A 20,115-nucleotide genomic window follows, 5' to 3' on the forward strand; every position below is an offset into this window, starting at 1 on the left:
TGCTGAACAGTGATCTTGGTCGACACGGTTCTAGCAGGAGCTCCATCTCTGCTTCCTACGGCTTGACACACCAACCCCACGCCTAACTACACGGCGTTGGTACTAGCCCCATGTAGCGGCGGGCTTCGGTCCACTCGTCGTTCTGCTCGGCCAGCACCGCGCCGACGAGTCGGATGAGGGCGGTGCGGTCGGGGAAGATGCCGACCACGTCGGTGCGGCGGCGGATCTCCTTGTTCAGCCGTTCCTGTGGGTTGTTCGACCAGATCTGCCGCCAGATCTCGCGTGGGAACGTGGTGAATGCCAGCAGTTCGTGCTGGGCGGAGTCCAAGTGGGCCGCCGCCTTGGGGAACTTGGCCTCCATCGCGTCCAGCACATGTCGCATCTGGGCCTGGACGGCGTCGGCATCGGGCTGTTCGAAGACCGTCCGCAGCAGCGTGGCCACCCACGGCTGGGCGGACTTCGGCACCTGGCTCAGCAAGTTCCTGGCGTAATGCGTGCGGCATCGCTGCCAGGAGGCGCCGGGGAGGACCGCGCCGATCGCGTTCACCAGGCCGGTGTGGGCGTCGGAGACGACCAGCTGGACGCCGGACAGGCCACGGGCGGTCAGGGAGCGCAGGAAGGCGAGCCAGCCGGCGCCGTCCTCGGCGGTGGCGACGTCGATGCCGAGGATCTCGCGGTGCCCGTCCGCGTTGACGCCGACCGCGATCAGCGCGTGAACGTTGATGATCCGGCCGCCCTCGCGGACCTTCTGGGTCAGTGCGTCGACCCAGACAAATGCATACGGCCCGGCGTCCAAGGGCCGGTTACGGAAGGCGGCTACTTGCTCGTCGAGGTGCTTGGCCATCGCGCTGGCCTGGGACTTCGACAGCTGGGTGACGCCGAGGGACTCGGCGAGCTTCTCGACTCGGCGGGTGGACACGCCAAGCAGGTAGGCGGTGGCGACCACCGAGATGAGGGCCTGCTCGGCCCGGCGGCGTCGTTCAAGGAGCCAGTGCGGGAAGTGGCTGCCCTGCCGCAGTTTGGGGACGGCCAGTTCGACGGTGCCGGCGCGGGTGTCCCACTCGCGAGGGCGATAGCCGTTGCGGTGGTTGACGCGTTCGTCGCTGACCTGCCCGAAGTCGGCGTTGCAGAGGGCGTCGGCCTCCGCGGACATGAGCGCGTCGGCGAAGGTCTTGACCATCGCGCGCAGCAGATCGGGACTCGCCGCGGCGAGGTTGTCCTCGGCGAGGCCGTGCAGGGGCAGACTGTCGGGTGCGGTCATCGTGCTGATCTCCTTCGAGGCTTCGACACTTCGAAGATCAGCCGGTGGCCGTTCATCTATGCGGGCCCCATCCCAACGCCGGAGCAAACCCCCGGATCAGGTCGAACCCGTACACCACTTCCCTGGACGTAACCCACGACACAGCGGCCGTTCCGACCCCTCACAAGACGCAGTGAGTCTCCTCCAAACCACGGAGGGGACTCGGAGCCTTTCGATGTCCCGCAGAAGCCCTACGGCGCCTCAGACCCACTCCACCTCTGAATGGATGTCCGAAGCGCCTCCAGGCCTCGGCAAGGGCGTGTGTGGACCGCGCTCCGTTGTCGGGGACCATCGTACTGAGGCGCCAACAGCAGCCAGGGCGGCGACCACATCGTCCTCACTCGCCTCCGCCAGGGCCTCAGCAATCCGCGCAAGAGGTTCGCTCATGTCAGTGCTCGTGACCACCGGAAGCGGGCGCCTGACCAGCGTTCTTGACCGTCAGTGGCAGCAGTTTCTTGCCGGTCGGGCCGATTTGGATGGAAGTGTCCATCTGCGGACAAACCCACCATTACACATTAGCGCAACCGCACTACTCCACCTCGATGCCGTAATCCTGAATGAGCTGCTCCAGTCCGCCCATGTAGCCCTTGCCGCCGAGCACGAAATCCCAGTCACCGCTGGTTCTACGTCGGAAAGAACCGAGCACCAAGGCAGTCTCTTGAGGCCGCCCGTCGGAGACGTCAAGGCGCCCGAGTTCTGCCATCGCGGGGTCGAGGAGTCGGATACACGCGTCCGTGAACCCAGACAGATCCGCCTCCGGGTTGACCTCTGGATCAACGGCAGCCGCCAGAACGAACCGGTCGGCACTCGCCGGCAGCGAGTCGAAGGAGACCCGAATTGCCGCCTTGTCCGGGTGCGCAGCCGGGAGCGCGCATACCGAGCCGTCCGGGGTCTGAGGGTTGTTGAAAAAGACGAAGTGGTCGTCGCTTAGAACTCGGTTGCCGGTGCAGACAAGCGCGCACACATCCAGCGCAACGTTCCCGGACCAGGACATGCCCAACACGTTGTAGTCGTCGGGTGAGGTGGTGGCGCTCTGCGGCACTGGCTGCGGCGCTCGCACTGCCCGTCCCCCCTCCCCCAGGCGTCCGTGCAGTCCATGTCGGTGGAGCAGGTCGATGAGCTCGCTTCCCGAGATGAGTTCCAACGGCTTGCCGTTGGCAAAAGTGTGTGAGCCGGGACCGAACCCTGCTGTCGTCACCAGGACGCCCTTGTTGGCGCCTGCGTCCTGCACCGTGCCGTACAGGTCACGGACAGCCGTCGGGGGCACAGTGTTGCGGTAGCGCTTCACCTGCACGACGATCTTGCCGCCACGGATCGGCGTGGGGTCCACGGCATCGACGTCCACGCCACCATCGTTCGAGCGTTGTGTCGTCACAGCCTGCATTCCCATGGCCCGGAAGAGGTCAGCGACAAGCGACTCGAAAGCGATCGGATCCATCTCGTACAGATCTGGTTCCTCGTCGCCGCCGTGAGTGACCACGCGGTTTCCGACATCCTGCGGCTTGCGGGCAGGCCTCACGGGGCCCAGTTGGTCCGGCCGAGACGCAAGCTGTCCCCGAAGACCGTCGGTCAGGCAACTGACCGCATCCACCTGTTCCAAGTGCAGCCCGGCGAACACCGACCGCTGTGCCATGACAGTCGCCAAGAAGATGTGCGCCTGCCGCCCCGTCGCCGGATCGTGGTCGTCCACGAACCCGTTCAGCGCCACAGACTCAAGTGCATCGAACTCGTCAGCCGCGAACATTTCGTGCGTCACCAGCAGCATGCACTGCGCCAGAACCTCGCGGTACAACGCCCGACGCTGGCCCATGGGACGCGGAGTTTCCTTGTCCTGGTCAACGGTGGGCATATACCGCACCGACTTCGCCTCAGGCACGACCCCGTACCCCGGCAACTCCCAGTCGAGCACCAATTGTCGTGCCGCCGGGTCGTATGCTGCCGCAACCTGCCGGGGGAACCCTTCGGGCCACGCCGTCGAGGAATAGAGGGCCGCCGAGAAGTACTCGACGACGGAGTCAGGGTCCCCCCGTCGAACGCCTTCAGTCACTTCGACAATACCGGCATTGTGCCGACGCACCTCCGACCGCTGTCCTTCTGCCCACTGCTCGTACTCACGCTGCTGTGCCGCTAACTGTTGCTGCCGTTGCGCCTCCGCGGCCTGCGCCGCATGCCAGTCGTGTTCGAAGCGGGCACGCGCCTCGGCCTCCGCCTGAGCCCGCCGACTCGCAGTCCACCCACCCTGGGCTCGGTACTGATTCGGGTCCGGCATGGGAATCGGGACCGCCAGCGGCCCAGGTGAGAAGGGCTGAACCGCTTCAGCGCGCATCAACGAGGCCGCTCTGAAGGCCGGAGCCCGACATCCAGTAGCGAGCACCCCTTGCAGGGACGCCACCTGCGCATCCAGTTCCTCGGTACGCCGCCTGGCCTCCGCTTGCCGATACTCCCGGTGGGTTTGCGCAACATGTCGCTGGTAGGCGCGCGCCTGCCGCGCCTGCTCCCTCTGCCGTCTGGCCTCAGCCTCCAGCTGACGCTGTTGCTGACGTTGCATCTCAGCCCAGACGCCGACAAAACCACTAGAACGACGACTCATGTGCTGCAAGCCCTCCCCAGGACGTCGGCGGCGCCGACCAAGACTCTGGTTGCCCCCACAACCAGGAGTGACGAGACGACTGTATCCAGCAACAGCCGCCCCGCCTACGGACTTGCCAAAGGCAACCCACTTCGACTATCTCCGCAGGTCACCACTCTTATAGCGTAACCATGGGTTCGTCAGACGGCACTGCGAGATCGTTACCGAAACGGCTGAGCCCCCTCCCGTGAAAGGAAGGGGGGCTCAGAAGCTCGCACCACCGCTTAGCCGAGACCCGGAGGGGATCAGACCCACTCCACCTCGGAGTCGACACCCGAGGAGCCGCACGGCACCGGCAAAGGCGTCCGAGGCCCGCACTCCGGCATGAGCGGCCGACGACGCGACGCACCGGCGGTAGCCAACACAGCAGCCACCTCGTCCTCACTCACCCCCGCCAGGACCTCAACCACCCGATCGAGTGCCCCGCTCATGTCAGTGCCCGTGACCGCTGCTCGCAGCGTCCTTCTTGACCGTCAGCGGTAGCAGCTTCTTGCCGCTGTTGCTTACTTGTGGCCAAGTGTCCATCTGCGGGCACACCCCGCAGTCGAAGCAGGGGGTCCAGCGGCAGTCCTCGACCTCCGTCTCGTCGAGGGCGTCCTGCCAGTCCTCCCAGAGCCAGTCCTTGTCGAGGCCCGAGTCGAGGTGGTCCCAGGGGAGGACCTCCTCGTAGGTGCGCTCGCGCGTCGTGTACCAGTCGACGTCCACGCCGAACGCGGGCAGCGTCTTGTCCGCGCACTGCATCCAGCGGTCGTAGGAGAAGTGCTCGCGCCAGCCGTCGAAGCGGCCGCCGTCCTCGTAGACCGCGCGGATGACCGCGCCGATGCGGCGGTCGCCGCGGGAGAGCAGGCCCTCGACGATGCCCGGCTTGCCGTCGTGGTAACGGAAGCCGATGGAGCGCCCGTACTTCTTGTCGCCGCGGATCTTGTCGCGGAGCTTCTCCAGGCGGGCGTCCGTCTCCTCCGCCGAGAGCTGCGGCGCCCACTGGAAGGGGGTGTGGGGCTTGGGGACGAAGCCGCCGATCGACACCGTGCAGCGGATGTCGTTGGACCGGGAGACCTCGCGGCCCTTCTGGATCACGTTCATCGCCATGTCGGCGATCTGCAGGACGTCCTCGTCGGTCTCCGTGGGCAGGCCGCACATGAAGTACAGCTTCACCTGGCGCCAGCCGTTGCCGTAGGCGGTGGCGACGGTCCGGATCAGGTCCTCCTCCGAGACCATCTTGTTGATGACCTTGCGCATGCGCTCCGAGCCGCCCTCGGGGGCGAAGGTCAGGCCGGAACGGCGGCCGTTGCGGGTGAGCTCGTTCGCCAGGTCGACGTTGAAGGCGTCCACGCGGGTGGAGGGCAGGGAGAGGCCGATCTTGTCGTCCTCGTAGCGGTCCGCCAGGCCCTTGGCGATGTCGCCGATCTCCGAGTGGTCCGCGGAGGACAGCGAGAGGAGGCCGACCTCCTCGAAGCCCGTCGCCTTCAGGCCCTTGTCGACCATCTCGCCGATGCCGGTGATCGAGCGCTCGCGCACCGGGCGGGTGATCATGCCGGCCTGGCAGAAGCGGCAGCCTCGGGTGCAGCCGCGGAAGATCTCCACCGACATGCGCTCGTGGACCGTCTCGGCCAGGGGGACCAGCGGCTGCTTCGGGTACGGCCACTCGTCCAGGTCCATGACGGTGTGCTTGGACACGCGCCACGGGACGCCCGACCTGTTGGGGACCACGCGGGCGATACGGCCGTCGGGGAGGTACTCGACGTCGTAGAAGGCCGGGACGTAGACCGAGCCGGTCCTCGCGAGGCGGAAGAGGACCTCCTCGCGGCCGCCGGGGCGGCCCTCCGCCTTCCACTCCTTGATGATCCGGGTCATGTCGAGCACGGCCTGCTCGCCGTCGCCGATGATCGCCGCGTCGATGAAGTCGGCGATCGGCTCGGGGTTGAAGGCGGCGTGGCCGCCCGCCAGCACGATCGGGTCGTCCAGGCCGCGGTCCTTCGACTCCAGCGGGATGCCCGCCAGGTCCAGGGCCGTGAGCATGTTCGTGTAGCCCAGCTCCGTCGAGAAGGAGAGACCGAACACGTCGAAGGCCTTGACCGGCCGGTGACTGTCCACCGTGAACTGCGGGACGCCGTGCTCCCGCATCAGCGCCTCCAGGTCCGGCCACACGCTGTAGGTGCGCTCGGCGAGGACGCCCTCCTGCTCGTTCAGCACCTCGTAGAGGATCATGACGCCCTGGTTGGGCAGGCCGACCTCGTAGGCGTCCGGGTACATCAGCGCCCAGCGGACGTCACAGGACTCCCACGGCTTGACGGTGGAGTTGAGCTCTCCGCCGACGTACTGGATCGGCTTCTGCACATGCGGGAGCAGAGCTTCGAGCTGCGGGAACACGGACTCTGCGGCCGCAGCGACTTCGGCAGGCATCTCGCAAACCTTCGGGGGCTGGACGGAACTGACAGGGGTGACCATCTAGCCTAACGCGACGCCGCGCCCGCCCCGACCGCCCGGATCGCCGCGGGCCGGCCGGAACCGCGCCGCCCGGTCGGCCGGTGCGCGCGCCTCAGACCCGCATCCCGCCCGTGACCTCGCGCCACGCGCCCGGCAGCTGCGCCTCGTCCGCCGCGGCGCGTGCCTCCTCGCGGCCGTAGAGCAGGCCGTAGGTGAAGACGTTCTCCCCCGCCGCGTGGGCGACGGCCGACAGCTCGCGCAGGGTCTGGCGGGTCATGACGCTGTCCTGGTGGTCGCCGAGCAGGTTCTGCAGCGACTTCATCGACTTGGCCAGCACGGTCGCCGGGTCGCCGAGGGAGGCGATGGCGGCCTCCGCCGAGTACCGCGTGCGCTTGGCCTTCTTGCGCGCCTCGTGCAGGGCGAGGTCGCGCTCGGTGCCGGGTTCCGCGGCGACGGCCCGTTCGACCTGGGAGGCCAGCTTTCCGAAGTCCTTGCGTACGGCCTTGGCGATCACCTGCTGCGGGCTGCCGGCGGCCGCCCGGCGCAGCGGCGGTGCGGAGACCAGCGCGTCGACGCTGTCGAGCAGCGCGAGGTACCGCCGGGAGTCCAGGACACCGATCAGCCGGCGTCGCGATCCGCTGTGCCGGGCGTGCATCGAGGTGCGCAGGCGGGTGCGGACGGGGCCGAGGACCAGCGTGCGGGGCAGCTCGTTCAGCGCCGCGGTGAGGCGTTCGGTCAGGACCTCCTGGTCCCGGTCCACGCCGAGCTCGGCGGCCAGCCACTTCAGCTCCTCGCCGACGGGATCGGTGACGGTCCGGTCGAGGACCTTGGCGTACGAGCCGAAGGCGCTGCGCATGCGGCGGGTGGCGACGCGCATGCGGTGCACGGAGTCGTACGTGTCCTGCCGTACGGCCGGGTCGAGCTCGACGAGGGCGTCCCGCTGCTCGCGGATGTAGGCGAGGACATGGTCGCCGGCCGTCTCCGCAGCCCCGGGCCCCTGCCCCGCGCCGGCCGTCTTCCCGGCCGTCTTCCCAGCCGTCTTCCCGGCCTTCTTCCCGGCGTCCCCGCCCTTCCCCCTGTCCCCGGCCTTGCCGACCTTCCCCGCCTCCTCGGCCTTCCCGCCCTTCCCGGCCTTCCTGGCCTTCCTGCTCTCCCTGGCCTCCCCGCCCGTACCGGCCTGCCCGGCCTGCCCGGCCTGCCCGGCCTCCTCGCCCTTCTGGGCCTTCCCGGCCTCCTGGGCCTTCTCGGCCTTCCCTCGTGGAGCCGTCTCCGCCAGCGCCCGGGCCAGCTTCGACGCCGAGCCGGAGGGCCGTACGCCCGCCTTGCGCAGCCGCTTGTCGACCTTGTCCAGGAAGGCCGGGTCGCCGCCGTCGGCGAGCTCCACCTCCAGCTCGGTCCACTGGGCGACGCCGCCGTCGCCGGTGAGCCGCTCCGCGCGCACGGCGTCCACGCTGACCTCCGCGAGCAGCCGGCCGTCGGCGTCGACGAGGTCGCGGATGTCGCGGTCGGACCGCAGCCGGACCACGGGCAGCAGTTCGGCGTCGCGGACGCGGGAGCGGACCAGGCCGGCGAGACTGCGCGGCAGGCTGTCGGAGAGCGGGGCGTGGATCTCGTCGCGGACACCGGGAGCGACGGGGAACTTCAGGTGCCAGCCCGCGTCGGCACCGCCGGTGCGGCGGCGCAGCGTGATGGCGGAGGCGGCGAGGCGCTCGTCGGCGGTGTCGTAGTACGTCGCGTCGAGATGCGCGACGCCCTTGTCGACGACCGCGTCGACCCCGGCCACGCCTGTCAGATCGGGCAGACCGCTGTCGTCGGACTCGTACTTCCGCTCGATCTCACGCTTTGTGTCCGCCATGACCTGAATCTAGTGGGATTCGTCCCCGAGCGGCAGGGCCTCTTGGGGACGAATCCCAGGCAAACACGCATGCAACACCAGGTGCGCTACGCCGACATGGGCCGCTGCGCCTTGATGGACTGCAGCAGTCCCACCGCTATCCAGACCGCGAACATCGACGAGCCGCCGTACGAGACGAACGGCAGCGGCAGGCCCGTGACCGGCATGATGCCGAGGGTCATGCCGACGTTCTCGAAGATCTGGAAGGCGAACCAGGCGACGATCCCGGCGGCGACGACCGTGCCGTACAGCTCCGTCGAGTCGCGGGCGATGCGGCAGGCCCGCCACAGGATCACGCCGAGGAGCAGGATGATGAGCCCCGCGCCGACGAAGCCGAGTTCCTCCCCCGCGACGGTGAAGACGAAGTCCGTCTGCTGCTCGGGCACGAACTGGCCGGTGGTCTGCGAGCCGTGGAAGAGGCCCGCGCCGGTCAGACCGCCCGAACCGATCGCGATGCGGGCCTGGTTGGTGTTGTAGCCGACGCCCGACGGGTCGAGCGCGGGGTTGGCGAAGGCGGCGAACCGGTTGATCTGGTACTGGTCCAGGATGTGCAGCTGCCAGACGGCGACCGCGCCCAGGGCGCCCGCCGTGATGAGGCCGAACACCCAGCGGTTGGAGGCGCCGGAGGCGAGCAGCACGCCGAGGATGATGACCACCATCACCATGACCGACCCGAGGTCGGGCATGAGCAGCACGATCAGTATCGGTACGGCGGCCAGGCCCAGGGCCTGCAGGACGGTGCGGTGGTCGGGGTACTTCTTGTCGCCCGCGTCGACCCGTGCCGCCAGCAGCATCGCCATGCCCAGGATGATCGTGATCTTCACGAATTCCGAGGGCTGGAGGGAGAAGCCGCCGCCGAGCACGATCCACGAGTGCGCGCCGTTGACCGTGGAGCCGAGCGGGGTGAGCACCAGCAGGATCAGGAAGACCGAGAGGCCGTACAGGATCGGGATGACGGTGCGCAGCGCGCGGTGGCCGACCCAGACCGTGGCGACCATCAGGGCGAACCCGATGCCGGTGTTCATCAGGTGCCGGATGAGGAAGTAGTACTGGTCGCCCTGGTTGATCTCGGTGCGGTTGCGGGTCGCCGAGTAGACGAGGACCATGCCGATCAGCGACAGCGCGAGCGCCGCGAGCAGTATCGGCCAGTCCAGCCGGCGGGCGAGCGAGTCACGCGCGAAGATCCGCGTCCAGCCCGCCCGCTGGGGCCCGTATCCCGAGACGGAGAAGCTGTTGCCGGTCATGCGAGCATCCTCCGGTTCCCGCGCCTGCGCGCCCGCCTGCGGGTGTTCCGGTTCGTCGCGGTCGGTGAGGCCGTGGTCGCGGCCGGCTGGGTCCCGCCCTGGTCGGCCGCGCCCTGCTCCTGGGCCTTCTTGAGGTCCTTGACCGGGTCCTTGCCGACCTTCGGGGAGGTGATCGTGCCGTCCGTCCTGACCTTCGGCAGGCCCTTCTGCGGGGTGGGCAGCAGCGCCTTCTTGTGGTCGATCGAGCCGTCGGCCTGGACGCCGTAGAGGGCGCTGTAGATGTGGCGCACCGCCTCACCGGAGGCGCCGGAACCCGTACCGGCCTGGGCGATGGTCATGATGACCGTGTAGTCCTTGGAGTACGTGGCCAGCCACGAGGTGGTCTGCTTGCCGTAGACCTCCGCGGTACCGGTCTTGGCGTGCAGTTTGATCTTGTCCTGCGGCCAGCCCTGGAACTTCCAGGCGGCGGTGCCGCTGGTGATGACGCCCGCGAGCGCCTTGTCCATGCCCTTGAGGGTGGCCTTGCTGACCGGGAGCTTGGCCTTGACCTTCGGCTTGATCGGCGTGACCGTCTTGCCGTCGGCGCTGATGACCGCCTTGCCGATGGTGGGCACGTACTCGGTGCCGCCGTTGGCGAGCGCCCCGTAGATCATCGCCTCCTGGATCGGGGTGAGCAGCGTGTCACCCTGGCCGATGGAGTAGTTGATCGAGTCGCCCTCGCGCATCTTGTTGCCCTCGAGGCAGTTCTCGTAGGCGATCTTCTCGACGTAGGTGCCGTTCTTCTTGCCGGACTTGCACCAGGCGTCCTTGTTGGCCTTCCAGTAGTCCTGCTTCCACTGGCGGTCCGGGACGCGGCCGGAGACCTCGTTGGGGAGGTCGATGCCGGTCTGCTTGCCGAGGCCGAACTGGTGGGCGGTCTTGTAGAAGTAGTCCTTGGGCTGGCCCTTCTTCGGGTTGATGCCGCCGTCCTTCTTCCACTCGCGGTCGGCGAGGCCGTAGAAGACGGTGTCGCAGGAGACCTCCAGGGCGCGGCCCAGCGAGATGGGGCCGAAGTTCTCGCCCTCGAAGTTCTTGAAGACCTGGCCGCCCACCGAGTACGAGCTGGTGCACGGGTAGCCGCCGTCCCAGACGTAGCCGGCCTCGACCGCGGCGGCCGTGGAGACCACCTTGAAGGTGGAACCGGGCGCGGACTGACCCTGTATGGCGCGGTTGAGCAGCGGGTAGTCGGAGCCCTTGCCGGTGAGCTGCTTGTAGTCCTTGGCGGAGATGCCGCCGACCCAGACGTTCGGGTCGTAGGTCGGTGCCGAGGCCATAGCGACGATGCGGCCGGTCTTGGCCTCCATCACGACGACGGCACCCGAGTCGGCCTTGTAGTTCTCGCCGGTGATCTTGTCGTACTGCTGGCGGGCGGTCTTCATGGCCGTGTCCAGCTCGTACTCGGCGACGCGCTGGACGCGGGAGTCGATGCTGGTGACGAGGTTCGAACCGGGCTGGGCCGCGTCCGACTTGGCCTTGCCGATGACCCGACCGAGGTTGTCGACCTCGTAGCGGGTGACGCCGGCCTTGCCGCGCAGCTCCTTGTCGTACTGGCGCTCCAGGCCGCTGCGGCCGACCTGGTCGGAGCGCAGATACGGCGAGTCGGTGTCCTGGGCCTTGGTGAGCTCCTCGTCGGTGACCGGCGAGAGGTAGCCGAGGACCTGGGCGGTGTTGGACTTGCCGGGGGCCGGGTAGCGGCGCAGCGCCTCGGGCTCCGCGGTGATGCCGGGGAAGTCCTCGGAGCGCTCGCGGATCTGCATGGCCTGGCGGGCGGTGGCCTCGTCGGTGATGGGGATCGGCTGGTAGGGCGAGCCGTTCCAGCACGGCTGCGGTGTCTTGGCGTCGCACAGCCGGACCCGCTGCATGACCTCCGTGGGATCCATGCCCAGGACCCCGGCGAGCTTGGTCAGGACGGCCTTGCCGTCGTCCTTCATCTTCAGCAGGTCGGTACGGGAGGCGGAGACCACCAGGCGGGTCTCGTTGTCGGCGAGCGGGACGCCGCGTGCGTCCAGGATCGAGCCGCGCACGGCGGGCTGGACCACCTGCTGGACGTGGTTGCCGGACGCCTCCTTGGCGTAGGCGGAGCCCTCGCGGATCTGCAGGTACCACAGCCGGCCGCCGAGGGTCCCGAGCAGGGAGAGGACGAGAATCTGGATGACGACGAGGCGGATCTGGACTCGTGGGGTCCGTCCGGTCTCCGGAATGTTAGTCATGGGCGAGGCCCAGTCCCTCGGGGGTGGTGGTGGGAGACGGGTGGTGGGCGGTGGTCACTGCGGCTGCCTCCCCCTGTCGGTGTGCGTACGAGTCATATCCGACGGACCTGTGAACGACGGCCGTCAACTTCCGCGCCCTCACAGCCGCTTGACGCCCTTGATGCGCCCCACGCGCGCGGTGCGGGTTCTGGCCCTGGTCTTCAGGCCGCCCAGGGCGCCGCGCTGGCCGCCGACCTTGAGGCCGGTGCCGGCGGAGATCCAGCCGGAGGAGATGTCGCTGGTCTTCTTGGACGAGGAGGACGCCTCCGCGGCGAGCGGGTCGTTGTCGGCGCGCCGGGCGAGGAACATGACCCCGGGGACCACGAAGGGCGCGAGGAGCAGGTCGTAGAGCGCCGCCGTGAACAGCAGGCCGACGAGACCGACATGGCGGGCCGCGGTGTCGCCGACCAGGGTGCCGACGCCCGCGTACAGCAGGGTCGAGCCGATGGCGGCGGCGACCACGACGGCCATCGGGCCGGTGGCCGACTTCAGCCGCCCGTGGTCCGGCTTGGCCAGTCCGGCGAGGTAGCCGATGACGCACAGCACCAGGGCGTAGCGCCCGGCTGCGTGGTCGGCGGGCGGCGCGAGGTCGGCGAGCAGGCCGGCGCCGAAGCCGACGAGGGCGCCGCCGACATGGCCGTAGACCAGTGCCAGGCCCAGCACGGTCAGCAGCAGCAGGTCGGGCACGGCGCCCGGCAGGTGGAGCCGGGCGAGGACGCTGACCTGAAGCACCATGGCCACCACGATCAGGGCCGCGGAGAGCAGGATCCGGTTGACGCGCATGGGGATTCAGCTCCTACTGCTACGGGGTCTGGCCGGCGACGGGCGCACTGGCCGAGGGGGTGACCGTGACGGTGACCGTCGGCGTGGGGGTCGGCTTGGGCTTCTTCGGCAGGACCGTGTCGCGCGGGTCCTTCTTCGGGGCCACGACGACGACGCCCACGACGTCGAGCTTGGTGAAGCTGACGTACGGCGTGACGTACAGGGTGCGGGTCAGGTCGCCGCCGGACGGGTCCACGCGCGAGACCACGCCGACCGGCACGCCCGGTACGAAGGGCTTGTCCGCCTGGGAGCCGAAGGTGACGAGCCGGTCGCCCTTCTTCACGTCCGCCTTGCTGTTGAGCAGTTCGACACGCAGCGGACGGTCACCCTGTCCGGAGGCGAAGCCGAGTTCGTCGCTGTTCTCCATGCGGGTGCCGACGGTGAAGTCCGGGTCGTTGGCGAGCAGGACGGTCGAGACGTCGGGGCCGACGTTGGTGACCCGCCCGACCAGACCGTCGCCGTTGAGCACGGTCATGTCCCGCTTGATGCCGTCGTTGGCGCCGATGTCGAGGGTGACCGTCCAGGAGAAGCCCTGCGCCGCTCCTATGGCGATGACCTGGGCGCCCTTGATGCCGTACTGCCCCTCGGCGGCCACCTTCAGCATCGTGTCGAGCTGCTTGAGCCGACTGGCGTTGCGGTCGTCGCTGCCGAGCTTCGCCTTGAGGGCCGCGTTCTCCGTCTCCAGACGGGCGAGCCGGTCGTGGCGGGTGCCCGAGTCGCGGACCGCGGAGACCGCGTCGCCGACCGGGTTGACCGCCGACGACACGCCGTTCTCGACCGGGCCGAACACCGTGGCCGCCACCTGGCGGGCGCCGTCGACCGGTGAATCCTGCCCACCGCGGATGTCCACCGTGATCAACGCGAACGCGATGGCGATCAGCAGCACCAGGAGCAGCCGGCTCTCTCGTGTGTCCCTCACGTGCGGCGGCCGTGCCTTCCTCATAGGAATGTGCAGAGGTTTGGGTGTTCAGATGTTGGGGTGTGCAGAGGCTTACGCGTGAGCCTATGCCTCCATATCAACGATCCGCCGCACGAGAGGAGGTCGTCTCGTACGGCGGAATCGAAGCGTTACGTCATCTGCGCGGCTGGGCGTCCAGCACCTGCTGGAGCGCCTCGAACTCCTCCACGCACTTGCCGGATCCGAGCGCCACGCTGTCCAGCGGATCCTCGGCGATGTGGATGGGCATGCCGGTCTCCCGGCGCAGCCGCTCGTCGAGTCCGCGCAGCAGCGCCCCGCCGCCCGTCAGTACGATCCCCCGGTCCATGATGTCGCCGGACAGCTCCGGCGGGCACTTGTCGAGGGTCGTCTTGACGGCGTCGACGATGGCGTTCACCGGCTCCTCCATCGCCTTGCGGACCTCGGCGGCGGAGACGACGACGGTCTTGGGCAGCCCGGACACCAGGTCCCGGCCGCGGATTTCGGTGTGCTCGTCGGAGTCGAGTTCGTACGCCGAACCGATCGTGATCTTGATCTGCTCGGCCGTCCGCTCACCGAGGAGGAGGCTGTACTCCTTCTTGATGTGCTGGATGATCGCGTTGTCCAGTTCGTCCCCCGCGACGCGGATGGACTGGGCGGTGACGATGCCGCCGAGCGAGATGACCGCGACCTCGGTGGTGCCGCCGCCGATGTCCACCACCATGTTGCCCGTGGCCTCGTGGACCGGCAGGCCGGAGCCGATGGCGGCCGCCATGGGCTCCTCGATGATGTGCACCTGGCGCGCGCCCGCCTGGGACGACGCCTCGATGACGGCACGGCGCTCGACGCCCGTGATGCCCGAGGGCACACAGACGACGACCCGCGGCCGGGCCAGATACCTCCGCTTGTGGATCTTCAGGATGAAGTAGCGGAGCATCCGCTCGGTGATCTCGAAGTCGGCGATGACGCCGTCCTTGAGAGGTCGTACGGCAACGATGTTGCCAGGAGTCCGGCCGATCATCTTCTTCGCCTCGGCGCCGACCGCGAGGATGCCACCGGTGTTGGTGTTGATCGCGACGACGGACGGCTCGTTGAGTACGATCCCGCGACCCCTGACGTACACCAGCGTGTTGGCGGTCCCGAGGTCGACAGCCATGTCACGGCCGATGAACGACATTGAGTTCCCCATCAGGATTCGTCTGGCCTTCCTGGGAGCTTTTGAGGGCTTTTCAGGTAGGCGAAGTGGGTGCTGTGACGTGAAGGCTTCCATCGTAATGGCGCCTGCACGAACACTGCGTAAGGGTCTCCGCCATTGTCAGCAGATGCTGGGTGCGTTCGCTTGGTGAGAGGGGCGTTCGGGGGCTCTCGTTCCCTCGATCGCCACGCATATGCCAGAAGATCGAGGGCAAACGTATCGACCTCGTGCTTCCTCCGGCCCTGAGGTCACGCGCGTCCGGGGAAGAAGATCTTCACCTCGCGCTCGGCGGACTCCTCGGAGTCGGAGGCGTGGATGAGGTTCTCCCGCACGATCACGCCGTAGTCGCCACGGATGGAGCCGGGCGCGGCGGCGATCGGGTCCGTCGGTCCGGCGAGCGCGCGCACGCCCTCGACGACCCGCTCGCCCTCGACGATCAGCGCCACGACGGGGCCGGAGGCCATGAACTCCACCAGCGGCTCGTAGAAGGGCTTGCCCTTGTGCTCGCCGTAGTGCTGCTCCAGCGTGTCCTGGTCCAGGGTGCGCAGCTCCAGCGCCGTGATCCGCCAGCCGGCCTTGCGCTCGATGCGGCCGATGATCTCGCCGGTCAGGCCACGGCGGACGGCGTCGGGCTTGAGCAGGACGAGGGTGCGCTGGGTCACGGCGGTGCTCCTAGGGATCAAGGGCGTTGCGGGTGTTCGCGGTCCTGTCGCCGAACTCCCGTCGTGCGCCCGGACGCCGGGCAGGCGGGTGTTCGACGACAGGCCCGAGATTACAGGGCGTGTCCGGAGCCGTGTCACGCAGCGTCAGGAGTGGAGGAGGCGGCCTCCGCCGCGAACCGCGCCTTCGCCTCGTCGATCTTTCTGCCGTAGTGCACCGAGGCCCACCACAGGGCCGCGAAGACCGCGCCCAGGAAGAACATCGTCGGGACGGCGAAGCCGGAGGCGACGAGCGCGGCCTGGAGGATCCAGCCGAGGGCGATGCCGCCCGGACGCGTCACCACGCCGCACAGCGCCAGGCACAGGAACATCGCGACGCCGCTGACCGTCCACACCGTCGCCGTGGTCAGGCCGGGGTCCTTCATGGCGACCAGGCCGGCGAAGCCGATCACGAAGAACTCGCCGATCAGGGTCGAGGCACAGAGCGTACGCACGGGTGGTCAGCCCCTTCCCAGGAGCAGTCGGGCCTCGCCGACGGTGATGACGGAACCGGTGACGAGCACACCGCCGCCCGCGAACTCGCCCTCCTCCTCGGCCAGCGTGATCGCGGCCTCCAGGGCGTCGGGCAGCCGCGGTTCGACCTGGACGCGCTCGTCGCCGAAGACCTCCACGGCGATCGCGGCGAGCTCGTCGGCGTCCATCGCGCGGTGACTGGAGTTCTGCGTGACGACGACCTCGGCGAAGATCGGCTCGAACGCCTCCAGGAGCCCGCGTACGTTCTTGTCGCCGCTCGCGCCGACCACGCCGATCAGCCGGCTGAAGTCGAACGCCTCCCCCACGGCCTCGGCGGTGGCGCGGGCGCCCGCCGGGTTGTGGGCCGCGTCCAGGACGACGGTGGGCGAGCGCCGTACGACCTCCAGGCGGCCGGGCGAGGAGACGGCGGCGAAGGCCTTGCGGACGGTGTCGATGGCGAGCGGCTCGGGCCGCTGGGCGCCGACGCCGAAGAACGCCTCGACGGCGGCGAGCGCCACGGCGGCGTTGTGCGCCTGGTACGGGCCGTGCAGCGGGAGGTACACCTCGTCGTACTCGCCGCCCAGGCCGCGCAGGGTGAGCAGCTGTCCGCCGACGGCGACCTGGCGGGCGACGACGCCGAACTCGAGCCCTTCCCTGGCCACCGTGGCGTCGACGTCGACGGCCTTCTTCAGCAGCACCTGGGCCGCGTCGACGGGCTGCTGGGCCAGGATGACCGTGGCGTCCTGCTTGATGATCCCGGACTTCTCGGTGGCGATCTCGCCGGGCGTCCCGCCGAGCCGGTCGGTGTGGTCGAGGTCGATGGGGGTGACGACGGCGACGTCCCCGTCGATGACGTTCGTGGCGTCCCAGGAGCCGCCCATGCCGACCTCGACGACCGCGACGTCCACCGGCGCGTCGGCGAAGGCGGCGTACGCCATGCCGGTCAGCACCTCGAAGAAGGACAGCCGGTACTCCTGCTGGGAGTCGACCATCTCGACGTACGGCTTGACGTCCTCGTACGTCTCGATGAACCGCTCGGCGCCGATGGGCGCCCCGTCGAGGCTGATGCGCTCGGTGATCGACTGGACGTGCGGGGAGGTGTAGCGGCCGGTGCGCAGCTCGAAGGCGCCGAGCAGGGCCTCGATCATGCGGGCCGTGGAGGTCTTGCCGTTCGTCCCCGTGATGTGGATCGAGGGGTACGAGCGCTGCGGCTCGCCCAGCACGTCCATCAGCGCGGCGATCCGGCCGACCGACGGCTCCAGCTTGGTCTCGCCCCAGCGGGTGGCGAGCTCCGCCTCGACCTCGCGCAGGGCCTTGTCGAGCTCGGGGTCCTCCGGGCGCGCGGGCACGTCCGCCTCCGGCGGACCGCCCTGGGTGCGCAGGGTGCGGCTGCCGGCCTCGATGACGGCGAGATCGGGATCGCGGTCTTGTTCGGCGGCGATGATCTCGTCGAAGGGGTCGCTTTCACTCACAGGGCCAGTTTAGGCGTGCGCCCACGGGGAGGGGCGGCTGGTCCCGTTCGGCGGGCGCGGGGAAGTCTGTGGCTGATCGCGCAGTTCCCCGCGCCCCTGGAAAAGCGGCTACTGCTGGGGCAGGCGGTCCAGCTGGGCCTGGATGCGGGCGATGTCCTCGTCGGCCTTCGCCAGGCGTGTGCGGATCTTGTCCACGACGTGGTCCGGGGCCTTCGCGAGGAAGGCCTCGTTGCCCAGCTTGGCGTTGGCCTGCGCCTTCTCCTTCTCGGCGGCGGCGAGGTCCTTGGCGAGGCGCTTGCGCTCCGCCGCGACGTCGATCGTGCCGGAGAGGTCGAGGGCGACCTCCGCGCCGCCGACCGGCAGGGTGGCCGTGGCCGTGAAGGCCTCGCCCTCCGGCTGCAGGCGCAGCAGCTGGCGGATGGCGGCCTCGTGCGGGGCGAGGGCCGTGCCGTCGAGGGACAGCCGCGCCGGGACCCGCTGGCCGGGCTGGAGGCCCTGGTCGGCGCGGAAGCGGCGGACCTCGGTGATGACCGACTGGAGGGACTCGATCTCCCGCTCGGCGGCGGCGTCGCGGAAGCCGCTGTCCGCGGGCCACTCGGCGACCACGACCGACTCGCCGCCCGTGAGGGTGGTCCAGAGGGTCTCGGTGACGAACGGGACGACCGGGTGCAGCAGCCGCAGCGTGACGTCGAGGACCTCGCCCAGGACCCGCCGGGAGACCTTCGCGGCCGCCCCGCCCGCCTGGAACGTCGTCTTGGACAGCTCGACGTACCAGTCGAAGACCTCGTCCCAGGCGAAGTGGAAGAGCGCGTCCGACAACTTCGCGAACTGGTAGTCCTCGTAGAGCGCGTCGACCTCGGCCACGACGGAGTTGAGCCGGGACAGGATCCAGCGGTCCGTGGACGACATCTCGGCCGCGTCGGGCAGCGGCCCCTCGACCGTCGCGCCGTTCATCAGCGCGAAGCGCGTGGCGTTCCAGATCTTGTTGGCGAAGTTGCGCGAGCCCTGGACCCAGTCCTCGCCGATCGGGACGTCGACGCCGGGGTTGGCGCCGCGCGCGAGGGTGAAGCGGAGCGCGTCGGAGCCGTACTTGTCCATCCAGTCCAGCGGGTTGACCGCGTTGCCGAAGGACTTCGACATCTTCTTGCCGAACTGGTCGCGGACCATGCCGTGCAGGGCGATGGTGTGGAACGGCGGGGTGCCGTCCATCGCGTACAGGCCGAACATCATCATCCGGGCGACCCAGAAGAACAGGATGTCGTAGCCGGTGACCAGGACCGAGTTCGGGTAGAACTTCGCGAGCGACTCGGTCTGTTCGGGCCAGCCGAGCGTGGAGAAGGGCCACAGGCCGGAGGAGAACCAGGTGTCGAGGACGTCGGTGTCCTGCTTCCAGCCCTCCGCCTCGGTGCCGGGCGGCTGCTCGTCGGGGCCGACGCAGACGACCTCGCCGTTCGGGCCGTAGAAGACCGGGATGCGGTGGCCCCACCACAACTGCCGCGAGATGCACCAGTCGTGGAGGTTGTCGACCCAGTCGAAGTAGCGCTTCTCCATCTCCTGCGGATGGATCTTGACGCGGCCGTCGCGGACCGCGTCGCCGGCGGCCTTGGCGAGCGGGCCGACCTTGACCCACCACTGCATGGACAGGCGCGGCTCGATGGTGGTCTTGCAGCGCGAGCAGTGGCCGACGGAGTGGACGTAGGGCCGCTTCTCGGCGACGATCCGGCCCTCGGCGCGCAGCGCGGCGACGATCGCCGAGCGGGCCTCGAAGCGGTCCAGGCCCTGGAAGGGGCCGTGGACGGTGATGACGGCGTGCTCGTCCATCACGGCGATGGCCGGCAGGTCGTGGCGCCGGCCGATCTCGAAGTCGTTCGGGTCGTGGGCCGGGGTGACCTTGACGGCGCCCGTGCCGAACGCGGGGTCGACGTGCTCGTCGGCGACGACGGGGATGGAGCGCTCGGTCAGCGGCAGCTTGATCTGCCGGCCGATCAGGTGCCGGTAGCGCTCGTCGCCGGGGTGGACGGCGACGGCGGTGTCGCCGAGCATCGTCTCCGCGCGCGTGGTGGCGACGACGACCGTCTCGTCGCCCTCGCCGTACTTGATGGAGACGAGCTCGCCGTCGTCGTCCTGGTACTCGACCTCGATGTCGGAGATCGCGGTCAGGCAGCGCGGGCACCAGTTGATGATGCGCTCGGCGCGGTAGATCAGCTCGTCGTCGTAGAGGCGCTTGAAGATGGTCTGGACGGCCTGGGAGAGGCCCTCGTCCATGGTGAAGCGCTCACGCGACCATGCGACGCCGTCGCCCAGGCGGCGCATCTGCCCGGAGATCTGGCCGCCGGACTCGCCCTTCCACTGCCAGACGCGCTCGACGAACGCCTCGCGGCCGAGGTCGTGCCGCGACTTGCCCTCCTTGCCCAGCTCGCGCTCGACGACGTTCTGCGTGGCGATGCCGGCGTGGTCCATGCCGGGCTGCCAGAGGGTCTCGAAGCCCTGCATGCGCTTACGGCGCGTCAGCGCGTCGATGAGGGTGTGCTCGAAGGCGTGCCCGAGGTGCAGGCTGCCGGTGACGTTCGGCGGCGGGATGACGATGGTGTACGGCGGCTTGTCGCTCTTCTCGTCCGCCTCGAAGTAGCCCCGCTCCACCCAGCGCTCGTACAGCGGCCCCTCTACGTCGGCCGGCGCGTACTGGGTCGGCAGTTCGGTGCTGGGCGCTGGTGGCTGCTGCTGAGCGTTCTCGGTCACGCGCTCAGTTTAGGGGT

Annotated in this window: 12 protein-coding genes and 1 pseudogene; all 13 read right to left on the bottom strand. The window is 69.1% G+C overall.

What is annotated here, in order from left to right; translation table 11 throughout:
* Positions 1-103: 103 nt before the first annotated feature.
* Positions 104-1,261, bottom strand: a pseudogene (locus tag ACIRPX_RS02800) (IS256 family transposase); the annotation flags it as partial.
* A gap of 568 nt (positions 1,262-1,829) precedes the next feature.
* Entirely contained in the window at positions 1,830-3,890 is a 2,061-nt protein-coding gene (locus tag ACIRPX_RS02805; protein WP_404187503.1) for a restriction endonuclease, read from the bottom strand.
* A 471-nt stretch (positions 3,891-4,361) separates the two neighbouring features.
* The gene (locus tag ACIRPX_RS02810; RefSeq protein WP_404187504.1) at positions 4,362-6,332 is read right to left on the bottom strand and encodes a TIGR03960 family B12-binding radical SAM protein; all 1,971 of its coding nucleotides are present in this window, start codon (positions 6,330-6,332) and stop codon (positions 4,362-4,364) included.
* 136 nt (positions 6,333-6,468) lie between these two features.
* Positions 6,469-8,211 (bottom strand): CHAD domain-containing protein, encoded by a 1,743-nt coding sequence (locus ACIRPX_RS02815; RefSeq protein WP_404187505.1) that lies wholly within the window; start codon positions 8,209-8,211, stop codon positions 6,469-6,471.
* Positions 8,212-8,297: 86 nt separating this feature from the next.
* Positions 8,298-9,494, bottom strand: coding sequence for a rod shape-determining protein RodA (gene rodA, locus ACIRPX_RS02820; RefSeq protein WP_404187506.1), 1,197 nt, complete (start codon positions 9,492-9,494; stop codon positions 8,298-8,300).
* The gene (mrdA, locus tag ACIRPX_RS02825) at positions 9,491-11,743 is read right to left on the bottom strand and encodes a penicillin-binding protein 2 (RefSeq protein ID WP_404187507.1); all 2,253 of its coding nucleotides are present in this window, start codon (positions 11,741-11,743) and stop codon (positions 9,491-9,493) included. Before mrdA ends, rodA begins: the two co-directional genes overlap by 4 nt.
* Before the next feature lie 138 nt (positions 11,744-11,881).
* Positions 11,882-12,565: a rod shape-determining protein MreD gene (gene mreD / locus ACIRPX_RS02830; protein ID WP_404187508.1), complete on the bottom strand. Its 684-nt coding sequence runs from the start codon at positions 12,563-12,565 to the stop codon at positions 11,882-11,884.
* Between the two features lie 19 nt (positions 12,566-12,584).
* Positions 12,585-13,523 (bottom strand): rod shape-determining protein MreC, encoded by a 939-nt coding sequence (gene mreC, locus ACIRPX_RS02835; RefSeq protein ID WP_404187509.1) that lies wholly within the window; start codon positions 13,521-13,523, stop codon positions 12,585-12,587.
* Between the two features lie 154 nt (positions 13,524-13,677).
* Positions 13,678-14,697, bottom strand: coding sequence for a rod shape-determining protein (locus ACIRPX_RS02840; RefSeq protein WP_365962333.1), 1,020 nt, complete (start codon positions 14,695-14,697; stop codon positions 13,678-13,680).
* 266 nt (positions 14,698-14,963) lie between these two features.
* Positions 14,964-15,377, bottom strand: coding sequence for a nucleoside-diphosphate kinase (ndk, locus tag ACIRPX_RS02845; RefSeq protein ID WP_404187510.1), 414 nt, complete (start codon positions 15,375-15,377; stop codon positions 14,964-14,966).
* Between the two features lie 134 nt (positions 15,378-15,511).
* Complete coding sequence (locus ACIRPX_RS02850) at positions 15,512-15,868, bottom strand: DUF4233 domain-containing protein (RefSeq protein WP_404187511.1); 357 nt, start codon at positions 15,866-15,868, stop codon at positions 15,512-15,514.
* 6 nt (positions 15,869-15,874) lie between these two features.
* Complete coding sequence (locus ACIRPX_RS02855; RefSeq protein ID WP_404187512.1) at positions 15,875-17,359, bottom strand: bifunctional folylpolyglutamate synthase/dihydrofolate synthase; 1,485 nt, start codon at positions 17,357-17,359, stop codon at positions 15,875-15,877.
* 108 nt (positions 17,360-17,467) lie between these two features.
* Positions 17,468-20,098 carry a valine--tRNA ligase gene (locus ACIRPX_RS02860; protein ID WP_404187513.1) on the bottom strand — a complete coding sequence of 877 codons (2,631 nt, stop codon included), beginning with the start codon at positions 20,096-20,098 and terminating at the stop codon, positions 17,468-17,470.
* Between the last annotated feature and the right edge of the window lie 17 nt (positions 20,099-20,115).

This window comes from Streptomyces sp. NPDC101225 (genome assembly GCF_044767585.1).
Lineage (GTDB): Bacteria > Actinomycetota > Actinomycetes > Streptomycetales > Streptomycetaceae > Streptomyces.

Excerpts from the sequence above, each read along its gene's own strand:
- ACIRPX_RS02805 (WP_404187503.1), bottom strand. The coding sequence starts at position 3,890 with ATGAGTCGTCGTTCTAGTGGTTTTGTCGGCGTCTGGGCTGAGATGCAA.
- ACIRPX_RS02810 (WP_404187504.1), bottom strand. The coding sequence starts at position 6,332 with ATGCCTGCCGAAGTCGCTGCGGCCGCAGAGTCCGTGTTCCCGCAGCTC.
- ACIRPX_RS02815 (WP_404187505.1), bottom strand. The coding sequence starts at position 8,211 with ATGGCGGACACAAAGCGTGAGATCGAGCGGAAGTACGAGTCCGACGAC.
- rodA (WP_404187506.1), bottom strand. The coding sequence starts at position 9,494 with ATGACCGGCAACAGCTTCTCCGTCTCGGGATACGGGCCCCAGCGGGCG.
- mrdA (WP_404187507.1), bottom strand. The coding sequence starts at position 11,743 with ATGACTAACATTCCGGAGACCGGACGGACCCCACGAGTCCAGATCCGC.
- mreD (WP_404187508.1), bottom strand. The coding sequence starts at position 12,565 with ATGCGCGTCAACCGGATCCTGCTCTCCGCGGCCCTGATCGTGGTGGCC.
- ACIRPX_RS02840 (WP_365962333.1), bottom strand. The coding sequence starts at position 14,697 with ATGTCGTTCATCGGCCGTGACATGGCTGTCGACCTCGGGACCGCCAAC.